General features: G+C 65.2%; 10 protein-coding genes. 1 reads left to right on the plus strand and 9 read right to left on the minus strand.

The features are described 5' to 3' along the window. Nucleotides 1-89: 89 nt before the first annotated feature. The 3 genes from AAHM38_RS00395 to AAHM38_RS00405 all read right to left on the minus strand — a co-directional run bounded on the left by AAHM38_RS00395 (nt 90) and on the right by AAHM38_RS00405 (nt 2,989). A complete protein-coding gene (locus AAHM38_RS00395) occupies nt 90-1,493 on the minus strand; it encodes a ClcB-like voltage-gated chloride channel protein (RefSeq protein WP_103518598.1) in 1,404 nt (467 codons plus the stop codon). 52 nt (nt 1,494-1,545) lie between these two features. Further along, the gene (locus AAHM38_RS00400) at nt 1,546-1,863 is read right to left on the minus strand and encodes a YciI family protein (protein WP_009240226.1); all 318 of its coding nucleotides are present in this window, start codon (nt 1,861-1,863) and stop codon (nt 1,546-1,548) included. A gap of 127 nt (nt 1,864-1,990) precedes the next feature. Next, the gene (locus AAHM38_RS00405; RefSeq protein ID WP_103518599.1) at nt 1,991-2,989 is read right to left on the minus strand and encodes a quinone oxidoreductase family protein; all 999 of its coding nucleotides are present in this window, start codon (nt 2,987-2,989) and stop codon (nt 1,991-1,993) included. Nucleotides 2,990-3,194: 205 nt separating this feature from the next. Here AAHM38_RS00405 and AAHM38_RS00410 point away from each other — a divergent pair, with 205 nt between their 5' ends. Beyond that, entirely contained in the window at nt 3,195-4,067 is an 873-nt protein-coding gene (locus AAHM38_RS00410; protein WP_179817522.1) for a LysR family transcriptional regulator, read from the plus strand. Between the two features lie 108 nt (nt 4,068-4,175). On the opposite strand, the gene AAHM38_RS00415 is transcribed toward AAHM38_RS00410, so the two are convergent. The 6 genes from AAHM38_RS00415 to AAHM38_RS00440 form a co-directional block, all read right to left on the minus strand. After that, nucleotides 4,176-4,910 carry an ABC transporter ATP-binding protein gene (locus tag AAHM38_RS00415; RefSeq protein WP_103518601.1) on the minus strand — a complete coding sequence of 245 codons (735 nt, stop codon included), beginning with the start codon at nt 4,908-4,910 and terminating at the stop codon, nt 4,176-4,178. After that, complete coding sequence (locus tag AAHM38_RS00420) at nt 4,907-5,704, minus strand: ABC transporter ATP-binding protein (protein ID WP_116574938.1); 798 nt, start codon at nt 5,702-5,704, stop codon at nt 4,907-4,909. Before AAHM38_RS00420 ends, AAHM38_RS00415 begins: the two co-directional genes overlap by 4 nt. A 7-nt stretch (nt 5,705-5,711) precedes the next feature. After that, complete coding sequence (locus AAHM38_RS00425) at nt 5,712-6,620, minus strand: branched-chain amino acid ABC transporter permease (protein WP_116574939.1); 909 nt, start codon at nt 6,618-6,620, stop codon at nt 5,712-5,714. 10 nt (nt 6,621-6,630) lie between these two features. Beyond that, nucleotides 6,631-7,512, minus strand: coding sequence for a branched-chain amino acid ABC transporter permease (locus AAHM38_RS00430; RefSeq protein ID WP_004632391.1), 882 nt, complete (start codon nt 7,510-7,512; stop codon nt 6,631-6,633). Nucleotides 7,513-7,642: 130 nt separating this feature from the next. Then, nucleotides 7,643-8,803 carry an ABC transporter substrate-binding protein gene (locus AAHM38_RS00435; RefSeq protein ID WP_116574940.1) on the minus strand — a complete coding sequence of 387 codons (1,161 nt, stop codon included), beginning with the start codon at nt 8,801-8,803 and terminating at the stop codon, nt 7,643-7,645. Nucleotides 8,804-9,253: 450 nt separating this feature from the next. Then, a complete protein-coding gene (locus AAHM38_RS00440) occupies nt 9,254-11,935 on the minus strand; it encodes a diguanylate cyclase domain-containing protein (protein ID WP_116574941.1) in 2,682 nt (893 codons plus the stop codon). Nucleotides 11,936-11,999: the final 64 nt, after the last annotated feature.

Here is an 11,999-nt window from a genome sequence, read left to right on the forward strand (position 1 = left end):
GCGTCGCACCGTCTCCGGTGTGGCGCTGACACGGCAAGCTTGCCATCCCGAAGGATTTCGAGCGCGCAGCCCCAACCGGCAAAGCGTACCTATTTCTGCGTGCCGTCTGATGGCACTCGAAGGTGCTGGGCGTCGTCGCCTGCGTCCTGACGATTGCGCGCCAGAGCACGCGCATACACGGACGGCGCGCCTGCCGCATGCGCCGTCACATAGCCGGTGATGCACGCCAACATGAGCGGCAGCACCACCTGATACGACAGCGTCATCTCGAAGATCATGAGGATCGACATGAGGGGCGCATGCGTGGTGGCGGCCAGCAGCGCGCCCATGCCGACCACGGCGTAGCTGACCGGCACGGGCGCCGCATCCGGCAGCAGCGCGTGCATGCCTGTTCCATACAGCAAACCCAACGCGGCGCCGCAGAACAGCGTGGGCGTAAAGACACCGCCCACTGCGCCCGACCCTGCGCTTGACGCCGTCGCCACCACCTTGCAGATCAGCACCAGCGCCACCGTCTGCCAGAGCCAGGGCTGGTGCAGGAACGCATTGACCACGCTGTAGCCGTTACCCCAGACCTCGGGCACGCCCGTGGACAGCGCGCCGACGATCAGCCCGCCGGCAGCCAAGCGCAACGTGAGCGGCAGCTTGGTGCGTGCAAACGCATCGCGCGCGCGGTCGATCAAACCGAGCAGCAGCGGCCCCGCCATCCCCGCGGCCAGACCCAGGCCCAGATACGTCAGCACTTCCCAGCCGGAAACGAAATCGAAGTGCGGCATCTCGTAGACGGCCCCGTAGCCGAAGAATTGGCGCACCACAATGTCAGCCGTGACCGCCGCCACCAGCAGCGGCCCGAGCGTCGCCGTGGTGATGACGCCAAACACGATTTCGCAGACGAACACGGCACCCGAGATGGGCGCGTTGTAGGCAGAGGTGATGCCGGCAGCGGCACCGCAGGCGACCAGCAGACGCAATTGCTCCACTGGCACGGCGGTCCAGTGCCGCAAGACACGACCGACCAACGAGCCGCACATTGCCGCCAGCTGCACCATCGGCCCTTCGCGCCCGATCGACGCGCCGCTGGCCACCGAGCACAACGACGACGCACTGCGTACCAGGCTCTGCCGTGCGCTCAGCACGCCATCGCCCACCGCAATGGCTTCCATATAGTCTTCAGCGCCTTTTCGGGGGATCCACTTCAGGCCCACCTGCAAGGTGATGCCTGCCAGCAGTCCACCCACCGTCGGCACCAGCAGGCGCGCCCACCATGGCAGCGCCCGCGCCGTGGCCACCAATCCTTGGTCCGTACCCGAGAGCCACCATTGCAGATGACGCAAGCACTCGCGAAACAGGATCGTCGACAAAGCGCCCGCGCAGCCGATCACGCCGGCAATCACGAACACCAGATGCTCGCGACCGAAGGGCAGTCGGGCAATCGCGCGCCGCCACCATGGCTGGCGCGGCATATCCGGTTGAGGCGGCGGCGTGTCGGTCATGTCGATTCACATCAGGACAGGTCGACATGATAGCGACGACGCCGCACCGGTTTTAAGTCGATGTCGCGACCACGGCGTCTGGCAACCACGCCTGCGGTACGTCTGCGCTGCGACGATTCGGGCCCCAGGCAATGACGCGCGCCTGCGCGAGGTTTTCGATCACAAAAGGATCGCGCGCGACGATGGCGTCGATCTCTTCGCGGGATTCGGCACGCGCCAGGATCCCGCCGCCTTCACGCGGCAAAAACGGCCCCGACATCAGGAAGTGGCCGCTCGCATAGTGGGCATCGAGATGCGCGCGGTGCGCAGGCAGCACACGATCGAGTGCTTCGAGCGGTGCGGTGTAGTTGAAAAGAATCAGGTACAGCATGCGATGGCTCCTTATCGGATGAGGTGACACCTTCGAAACACGAGACCCGGCAACGTGAAACAACAACGCCGAGCGTCCCGCAGAAATGGGTACGCTTTGCATGGAAACCCTGCGCCGCGCAGGGATCTCAAGGGCGTAGGAGCAACGCACCCGAGGTCTGCCCGGCCTCCAGCGCGGTGTGCGCGGCGGCCGCATCTTCGAGTGCATAGGTACCGCCCACCGGCACGCGCACGCCATCGAGCATGCGCTGCAATGCTGCCTGTGCCCCCGTCCGGTAGTTCGACAGATCGGCCATGTAACGGAACACGCCTGGCCGCGCCAGCGCAATGGAGCGCGCGGGCCCAAGCGCCGCGAGATCGACGACGTTCGTTTGCGCGTTGCCGACATCGCCCGCCTGACCGATGCTAGCCACCATCCCGAACGGCCGCGTCACCGCCAACGAGGCCGGCAGCATCGCGCCGCCAACGCCGTCGATCACGTAGTCGACGCCTTCTCCACCAGTGAGTTGCAGCACGGCGTCGCGCACGTCTTGCTGGCGATACAGCACGACGTGGTCCGCACCGTGCCCAATGGCGACGGCGGCTTTGGCTTCGCTGCCAACCGTGCCGATCACGTGCGCACCCTGGCGCTTGGCCCATTGCACCAGCAATACGCCCAGACCGCCGGCTGCCGCGTGCACAAGCACCGTATCGCCGGCGCTCACCTGCCGTACCCGCGTCAGCAGCATGTGTGCGGTGATGCCGCGCACCAACGTGGCGGCCACGGTTTCGTCATCCAGCGCATCGGGTAAGGCAATCGCGCGTTCGGCCGGGATGTTGCGGTGGCTGGTGTAGCCGCCGGGCGCGCCATCCATCAGGCCGGCCCAGGCCACGCGCTGGCCAACCACAAAGCCGCGTACATCCGTACCCACGGCTTCCACCACGCCAACGCCCTCAACACCGAGCACCGCCGGAAATGCCGGCACCGGATACAACCCGGCACGGTGATACACATCGACAAAGTTCACGCCGATGGCAGTGTGCCGCACCGTCAACGCGTTTGGTGCGGGCGGCGGCAACATCAGGCTGGCGGGCCGCAAACCCAATGCCGGTCCAGGTTCACGGAGTTGAATCACTTTGGCTTGCATGGCAAAAGTCCTCGCAGAAATGGGTACGCTTTTCGGTTTTGGTGATGACGGATACTGCGGTCGTCACGTTGTGAAACAAGCGTAATCCGTTCAGAATCACCCGGGAATTCATAAAAACTGACCACCTTCTGTGCAAAAAAGCTCAGATTGGCCAAAAAACGTGCGTGCCCTGGCGCGTGCGGCGGCGGTCGAACCTTCTTCTTCCTTGCAGTGGGATGACGTGCGCTACTTTCTCGTGCTGGCGCGCGAGGGCAGCTTGTCGGCCGCTGCCCGACGTCTGGCGGTGGAACACACCACGGTCGCGCGGCGTGCAGATGCGTTGGAGCAATCGTTGGGCGTGCGCTTGTTCGACCGCCTGCCGCGCGGCTGGCGCCTGACTGCGGAGGGCAACGCGCTGGCTGAACGCGCTGAACGCATGGAGCAGGAAGCCGCTGGCTTTGCACGTGCGGCAGCAGGCGCGGGCAGCTTGCGTGGGACGGTGCGTATCTCTGCGCCACCCACGGTGGCCAGCCACATCATCGCGCCCAACCTGGCGACGCTGCGCCGGCAATGGCCGGGCATCGACCTCGTGCTGCTCGGTGAAAAACGCAACGCCAACCTGATGGCGCACGAGGCCGACCTGGCGGTGCGCCTGTCGCGTCCAACGTCGTCTGCCTTGGCGACACGGCGGCTGGGCGACCTCGGCTACGGTCTGTACGCCATCGAAGAGGTGCTCGCACGCCCCGAGTCCGAATGGGAATTCATCGGCTACGACGACAACCTGCGCCACGTGCCGCAACAGCGCTGGCTGGACAACTACGCAGGCGACCGTCGCGTGGTCTTACGTTGCAGCGATCTGGCAGCAATGCATCAGGCAGCGTTGGCCGGACTGGGTGTCGCCGCGCTGCCGCACCTGCTTGGCGCGCCCGCAGAAACGGGTACGCTTTTGCGTCGATTGCCCGTCGACGACCCTGCGTTGCATCGAGAAATCTGGTTGGTGATCCACCCCGACGTTCGACGATCACCGCGCGTGCGGGCTGTGGCCGACGCGTTGATCGCCTTGTTCGAGGCACAGCGACACGTCTTGGCGGGGTTTTGAGCGTACGCAGAAACGGGTACGCTTTTGGGTGAAAAAGAACCGCAAACCCAATGGATATGCGGTTCTTACGCCTCGGCAATATTGCATGCCGAGGCGCGTTCGGAACAATCAGCCGCCCAGGTAGGCTTCGAGCACGCGCGGATTGCCCAGCAGGTTTTTGCCGCTGTCGGCCAACACGATCTCGCCGGTTTCCAATACGTAGCCGTGTTGCGCGATCTTCAGCGCCTGGCGCACGTTCTGCTCGACCAGGAAAATCGTCAGGCCCTCGGCATTGATGGTGCGCAGGATGCGGAAGATCTCCTGCACGATGATCGGCGCGAGGCCCATCGACGGTTCATCCAGCAGCAGCACGCGCGGGCGCGCCATCAGCGCGCGGCCGATGGCCAACATCTGCTGCTCGCCGCCCGACAGGTTGCCGGCCAGACCGTCGATGCGCTCCTTCAGGCGCGGGAACAGGTGGAATACGCGCTCCAGGTCGGAGGCGATCTGGCCGCGGTCCTTGCGCGCGTTTCTTGTATAGGCGCCCAGCTCCAGGTTTTCGCGCACGGTCATGGTGGTGAGCGTGGCGCGCCCTTCGGCCACCTGCACGATGCCGCGCTCCACACGCTTGTGGGCAGACCACTGCGTGACGTCTTCGCCTTCGAACAGGATCTGGCCGCGCACATCACCCTGCGACTTCGGAATCAGGCCCGAGAGCGCCAGCAGCGTGGTCGATTTGCCCGCACCGTTTGCGCCGACCAGTGAGGTGATCTCGCCCGCCTTGAGCGCAAAGTCGATGCCCTTGACGGCTGCGATGTGCCCGTACGACACATCGAGCCCTTTCACTTCCAGCAACGTGGTCATGCCGTCTCCTTCTGCGCGGCATCGCCGTTCGCGTCATCGTCGTCATCGCGGCCCAGGTACGCCTCGATGACTTGCGGGTCGTTGCGGATCGCCTCTGGCGGCCCCTCTGCGATGATGCGGCCGAAGTTCAGCACCGCAATGCGCTCGCACAGGCCCATCACGAAACGCATGTCGTGCTCGATCATGAAGATCGTGTAGCCGCGCGCCTTGATGTTTTCGATCTCGGCCATCAGGTCGACCTTCTCGCCGGTGTTCATGCCGGCGACGGGCTCGTCGAGCAGCAGCAGCTTGGGCTCGGTGGCCAGCGCCCGCGCGAGTTCGAGCTTGCGCTGGTCGCCATAGGAGAGGTTGTCGGCAATGTCATGCGCCTTGTGGTCGAGCTTGACCCACGAGAGCAGCTCGAGTGCGCGATCGCGCGCGCGCCGCTCGGCGGCCCGGTACTTTGGCAGCGAGAGCAGCAGGCCCGGCGCGCCGTAGTCCAGATGCCGGTGCATGCCGACCACCACGTTTTCCAGCAACGTCATCTCCTTGAAGATGCGGATGTTCTGGAACGTGCGTGCGATGCCCATCTGCGTGATCTGGTGCGGCTTCTTGCCGACGAGATCTTCGCCGTTGAATGTGAGCGAGCCGCCCGTCGGTGCCAGCAGGCCTGTGATGAGGTTGAAGACGGTCGTCTTGCCGGCGCCGTTCGGGCCGATCAAGCCGAAGATGCTGCCTTGCGGCACGTCAATGTTGACGTCCTGCAAGACCGACAGGCCGCCAAAGCGCTTGGAAATGGAAGTGAGTTTCAGCATGGCGGCCTCAGTGTGATTCATTGGAAGCAGCCGGGGTGGCGCCCGTGCCGGGCATGGTGCCGCCGCGCTTGATGCCGAACCAGCGCGCGAAACGCGCCGGATCCCAGATGCCCTTGGGCAGGAACAGCACAATCACCATCAGGATCACGCCGTTGACGACCAGGCGGAAATCCTTGAACGCACGCAACAACTCCGGCAGCAATGACAGGATCAGGCTGCCGAGCACCGGGCCCGTCAGGCCGTTGGTGCCGCCCAGAATCGTCATCGTGAGAATTTCCACGCCGCGGTCGAAGCCGAATTCGTTCGGGCCGATGAAGAAGGTCAGGTGCGCGTTGAGTGCGCCCGCCAGCCCGGCGATGGCCGCACCCAGCGTGAACGCCAGCAGCTTGGCACCGGCCACGTTGATGCCCATCAGGCCCGCAGCGGTTTCGTCTTCCTTGATGGCCTCGAATGCGCGGCCGACCTTCGAGCGGCGCATGCGCGCCAGCACGAACAGCGTGGCCAATACGGCCACCGCCACATGCCACCACTCGGTCAATTGGGGAATGCCGTTCAGGCCCAGCGCGCCGCCGGTCCAGTTCTCGGTGTTCAGGATCAGCACGCGCACGACTTCGCCGAAACCAAGCGTGGCCATGGCCAGATACACGCCCGAAAGACGCAGCGTCGGCCGGCCGATGACGACGGCCACCACGGCCGGTGCCGCCATGCCGCCCAGCAGCGCGACGGAAAAAGGCATCTCGGCATTCATCGTCAGCAGTGCGGAGGTGTACGCGCCGATGCCCATGAAGGCCGCGTTCGCCATCGCCAGCAGGCCGCACGACAGCGTGAGGTAAATGGACAGGGCGAGCAAGGCATTGATTCCCAGCGTGAGCACCAGGTTGCTGTAGACCGACCAGAAGTTGTCGAACCATTCCATGTCGGTCTCCTTATGCCTTGCGTTCCAGCACCTTGCCGAACAGCCCTTGCGGCCGCACCAGCAGGATCAGGAACAGCAGACCGAACGCCACGGCGTCGCGCATGGTCGAGCCGATGTAGGCCACCGACAGCACCTCGGCAAACCCGAGGAACAGCCCGCCCAGCATCGCCCCGCGAATGTCGCCCAGGCCGCCCAGGATGATCACCGCGATGCCCTTGTGCAGCATCGGCTGGCCCATCAGCGGGAACACGGCGTTGGAGTACAGGCCGATCAGCACGCCCGACAACCCGCCCAGCGCGGCGGCCGCAAACGAGGTCAGCAGGAACAGCCCTTCGACATTGATGCCGAGCAGCGCCGCTGCCTTGGGCGACTCCGCAATCGCCCGCAGCGCGCGGCCGAGTTGCGTGCGCTTGAGCAGCAGCATGAGCGCCGCCATCAGCGCGAACGACAGCACGATGATGCCCAGCTCCAGCGGCGTGAGGTGGATGCCGCCCAGGTCCAGCGAGGCATCCGACACGAGCCCGGCCGGGAAGCGCAGGTTCTCCGCCCCGAACACACCTTGCATGGCGTTGTTGATGGCGATGCCCGCGCCAATGGTGGCGATCATCGGAATCAGGTGCGGCGCGTTGCGGCGGCGCAGCGGGCGCAGCAGCAGGACGTCGATGATGAGACCGGCCACACCGCTCACGACAAAGCCGACGGCCAGCGCCGCCCACAGCGGCAGTTCGAAGTGGAGAACGACCTGCAGCGCCGCATAGGCACCGAGCATGAAGACCGCTCCGTGCGACAGGTTGATCACGCCCAGGATGCCGAAAACCAGCGTGAATCCCAGGGCGAACAACGCATACACGCAACCGAGCGACAGCGCATTGACGAGTTGCTGTTCCAGCATGATGAATCAGAGTGAGGTGCGGCCGGACGAGACCAAAGCAGTCACCAGGCAGCCACAAAAAAAACGATGGGGCGTAGGTTTAGCTACGCCCCGCCTGTCTCGTTCAAAGGGTTTCAACGAGAACCGAAGATTACTTCTCGATCGTGTACTTGCCGTTCTTGGTCACGCTCACGATCGGCGTCTGCACGGCGTCGTAGCCGGCCGGCTTGCCGCGTGCGGTGACTTGGCGGAACGCAAACGCGCCGGTCGCGCCAGTGTGCTTGACTGCCGGCAGTGCATCGCGGATCGCCTTGCGGTCGGCTTCGAGGTTGCCGCTGAACTTGACCGTCTTCAGCGCCTTGCTCGCGATGTACATGGCGTCATACGCCTGCGCCGCAAACTGATCCGGCGCTGCCTTGTACTTGGTGGTGTAGGCGGTGACGAACTTGCTGTTCTCTGGCGTGTGGTTCTCGATCGACCACGGGCTGCCCACCCACAGGTTGTCGGATTTGTCCTTGGCCAGGTCGAACACCTTGACCGAGTTCATGCCATTGCCGCCGATGACGGGCACGTTCAGGCCAAGCTGGCGCGCCTGCACCATGATCGGACCGCCCTCCGCAATCAGCGCGGACAGTACGATCGCGTCCGGGTTCGTCGCCTTGATCTTGGTGAGCTGGGCCTTGAAATCGACATCGCCCTTGGCGAATGTTTCGGTGGTCGTCACCGGGATCTTCAGGTCTTCAAGCGCCTTCTTGAAGTTGTCGTAGCCGCTCTTGGTGAAGACGTCGTCGTTGCCGTACAGCACGGCCACCTTCTTCACGCCGGCCTTCTTCACAACGGTCTGGATCGTGGCCGGCAGCACATCGGCTTCGGTCACGGAATTGCGGAAGACGTAGTCGCCGATGCTGGTGATGCCGTCTGCGGTGTTGGAGGTGCCAAAGGCCACCGTCTTGGACGCCTGCGCGATCGGGTCCGCCGCCTGGGCCGAGTTGGACAGCGTGGGGCCGAACACCATCGCCACCTTGTCCTGGAAGATCAGCTTCTTGAAGACGTTGATGGCCTCTTCCTTCTTGCCCTGCTCGTCTTCGATCACCAGCGCGATCTTGCTGCCGTTGATGCCGCCTGCCGCGTTGATCTCATCGGCCGCCAGCTGGAAGCCGTTGCGGATGGCCAAGCCGTACTGGGCCGCGCCGCCCGACAGCGCTTCAGCCACGCCGATCTTGATGTCCTGGGCCGCCGTTGCCGCGCCCGTTGCGATTGCCGCCCCCGCAGCCACTGCCGTCAACAGCAGCCGTTTGATCATTTTTTGCATGCGAACCTGCTCCTTGTTTGTCCGTCGCGATTGCTTGAATGCGATGCGTCTCGAAGATGCGCTGGCCCAACACCGTCGCTCCCCCGCATGCGCCCTGCATCGCGTCCGGACGCTCGCCTGCCGGTGTTCGCGCCACGCAGACAAACAACGTTGGCGAAACAGCGGAAGACCTGCCGGGCGAGCGATGCCGGATCGGGCATGCGTGCACCGGGAGTGCGTCGGAGTGTGAAGCGAAGGCGCCATGGGTACAGCGCTCTCGTGCGACGCGCCGGGGTGGCCGGCGCGTGCAGTCAGTCGCGGGACTTTACCGGAAAGCGCACGACCGTGCGATAGGGGATTGTCCGCCGCCCGGCCTGGAGGGCCGATGTTGCGCCGCAATATTGCCTGCGCAATACCGTCAAAACGACGTGGAGCGTACCCGTTTCTGCGTGCCTTGCGGCACTGCGAAAATCAGCCCGCCGATAGCTCGTCGGCGCTGACAAACAGGCCCTTGCCGCGCGATTTGGCTTCGTACAACGCTTCGTCGGCAGCTTCGAAGACGACGCTCTGCGCCAATGTGCGCGCGTCAAAGGTCGCGATACCGATGCTCGCGCCCACCTGCACCATCGCTTCGCGCAGGCGAAACGGCTTGTTGCATGCGGCCAGGATATTGGCGGCAACCGTCTTCGCGTCGTCCGGGTGCGACAGGTGCTCCAGGATGACGGCAAACTCGTCACCGCCAAACCGCGCCACGCCGTCGTACGGGCGCACGGCCCGCGCCAGACGCTGCGCGAAGGTACGCAGCAGGGCATCGCCCAGAGCGTGCCCGTACGTGTCGTTGACGACCTTGAAGCCGTCAAGGTCAACCAGCAGCAGCGCGCCGGTGGAACCATTCACACGCGCCTGGTCGAGCGCCGCCAGCAAGCGCTCTTCAAAGCCGGCGCGGTTGGCCAGGCCCGTGAGGTGGTCGGTGGTGGTGAGCGCGCGCAGGCGCAGCTCCTGTTTCTTGCGCTCCGTGATATCAAGGGTGACAGAATGCACACCCGCCACGCGGCCTTGCGCGTCGAACTGCGGAAGGTAGCTGACCTCTTCGCAGCGGTACGGATCGCGGCCGCGGAGTTCGCGCTCGAAGACCATTGTCTCGCCGCCCAGCGCGCGCCGCAGCGCATCGCGAAGGATACTGTAAGCATCGTCACCCACGACTTCACGCACCGTCTGTCCGAGCATGCTCGCGGCCGCTCGTCCAAACGCCTTCTCGTAGGCGGCATTCAGGAAGCGGAAGCGCTCGTCGGTGTCGATGAAGGCCACCAGCGCGGGCAGTGCGTCGGTCACGGTTTGGAGCGTTTCGCGGCTGCGCTGCAGCGCCTCCTTGGCAGCCCTGTCCAGCGTGACGTCGCGCATGACCGATGAGAAGTACTCCATACGCCCAGCGGGATCGCGGTGCGCAATGATCATGTGGTTGATCGGTACGACCTGGCCCTCGGCACCTCGCGCGGTCGTTTCGCCAATCCAGACGCCATCGCGCGCCGCCGCAGGCACGGCCACCTCGCGCAGCCAGCCCATCGTCTCGGGTGGGTAGAAATCCGCAACGGTCAGGCCTTGGAGATTGGCATCCAGCGCAATGCCGGCAAAGCGGCGGCCGGCCGGATTCATGTAGGTGACGTTGCCCTGTATGTCGCTCTGCGCAACAAAGTCGGTGGTGGAGTCGAGGATCTTGGTCAACACGCGCGACGCCTGTTGCGCCCGTGCCCGGACGGTGATGTCTTCCATGGCCCCAACGTGGCCCACGACCTCGCCGTCCACCCGCACCGGTGCGGTCGTAACGACGAGCAACCGCTCGCCAAGGCCCGGCACGATCACGCGCTGCTCGGCGTGGTAGCCGGCCCCCCGCGCGAGCGCATCGCGCCAGCCGGCCATGATGGCATCGCGGTCGTCCGGATGCAGGCGCGCAAGCCACACGTCGGCCAGTGCCTCTTCGTGCGTGGCACCGAGCAGGCGACGATACGCCTCGTTGGTATAAACAGTCCGGCCGTCCACATCCGAGCGAAACAACCCGAGTGGCGAGGCATCGTTCACGGCTTCCAGTTCGGCGCGCTGGCGAACGACCTCGCCCATCAGCTTGTGAAACGCCGTCGACACCGCGTCGATTTCCGCTGAAGCACCGAGCCGCTCAAGCGGCGGCGCATTGCGCAAGTCCGTGGCAGAGAGCTGCGTCATGGCGGCATGCAGCCGGCCAAGCGGGCGCAGCAGCCACAGCATCGCCGCCCAGACTGACACGCCGATCAGCGCCGCCAGCACCAGCAGCGACCAGCGAAAACGCTGCCGCATGAGGAAGAGCTGCCGGTTGGCTTCGGCGCCGGGCAACACGGCAGCGAGGGTCCAGCCTGCCGCGATGATGTCTTGCCTGGTGGCCACGTCGCCGCCACGCTCAGGCAGCGCATCCGGGTCCGCGCGGAAGGCCGCGGCTGCCGTCGGATCGGCATCGAGCGGCGCGAGCGTCTTGTCGGCCTCGGGGTGCACGATATAGACGGGGTTGTCACCTTGCGTCGCCAGGTAGACATGGCCGGTCTGCCCCACGCGCATGTCGCGCAGGTCGCCCAGAAAGTTCGGCTTGAGCAGGTACAGCGACGCGCCGATCAGCCCGACGAGATTGCCGTCCTGATCATGCACGGGCGCGGCCAGGATGACGATGGGCTCGCTGCCCACGCGGTTGCGCAGCGGCGCGGAGATTGTCGGCTGGTCAACCACCATGACCTGCCTGAAATAATCCCGATCGGAAATGTCGATGCCGACCACGCTCGCGCGGCGCACCGTCGCGGCTGTCACCTTGCCCTCAGCCGAGGCCAGGAACACGCCGTCGAACAGGCCGCTGGCCGGCTGGATGGATTGGTAGAACGCCGCTTCCTGCGCGGGCGTGTCGAACCGCACGGAGCGCATCTGCTGCGCGGTGCGTTCGAGCACGCCCAGGTACGTGTCCAGGCGCTTCTGGAGGTCTTCCGCCGACTCCTTGACCAAGGCCGTCTGCTGCACCTTGATCTGCGCCATCACCTCGCGGCGGATCGGCTCGCGTTGCGACCAGCCGAACAGGCTCACCACCGTCACGCTGATGACGGTCGCCATGATGGCCGCCTGCGACTTCAGGGTCAGTTTCATCGGACGGTCGGCTGGCACCGGCGCCCCTCGCGGCCGGCGTCTTGTTGTAGTGGGAGGGCAGACA

Origin of the sequence: Ralstonia sp. OTU4908 (genome assembly GCF_038440115.1) — a bacterium.
GTDB lineage: Bacteria > Pseudomonadota > Gammaproteobacteria > Burkholderiales > Burkholderiaceae > Ralstonia > Ralstonia pickettii.

Bases quoted from the DNA above. Each gene is read 5' to 3' on its own strand.
- AAHM38_RS00395 (WP_103518598.1), bottom strand. From the start codon at position 1,493: ATGACCGACACGCCGCCGCCTCAACCGGATATGCCGCGCCAGCCATGG.
- AAHM38_RS00400 (WP_009240226.1), bottom strand. From the start codon at position 1,863: ATGCTGTACCTGATTCTTTTCAACTACACCGCACCGCTCGAAGCACTC.
- AAHM38_RS00405 (WP_103518599.1), bottom strand. From the start codon at position 2,989: ATGCAAGCCAAAGTGATTCAACTCCGTGAACCTGGACCGGCATTGGGT.
- AAHM38_RS00415 (WP_103518601.1), bottom strand. From the start codon at position 4,910: ATGACCACGTTGCTGGAAGTGAAAGGGCTCGATGTGTCGTACGGGCAC.
- AAHM38_RS00420 (WP_116574938.1), bottom strand. From the start codon at position 5,704: ATGCTGAAACTCACTTCCATTTCCAAGCGCTTTGGCGGCCTGTCGGTC.
- AAHM38_RS00425 (WP_116574939.1), bottom strand. From the start codon at position 6,620: ATGGAATGGTTCGACAACTTCTGGTCGGTCTACAGCAACCTGGTGCTC.
- AAHM38_RS00430 (WP_004632391.1), bottom strand. From the start codon at position 7,512: ATGCTGGAACAGCAACTCGTCAATGCGCTGTCGCTCGGTTGCGTGTAT.
- AAHM38_RS00435 (WP_116574940.1), bottom strand. From the start codon at position 8,803: ATGCAAAAAATGATCAAACGGCTGCTGTTGACGGCAGTGGCTGCGGGG.
- AAHM38_RS00440 (WP_116574941.1), bottom strand. From the start codon at position 11,935: ATGAAACTGACCCTGAAGTCGCAGGCGGCCATCATGGCGACCGTCATC.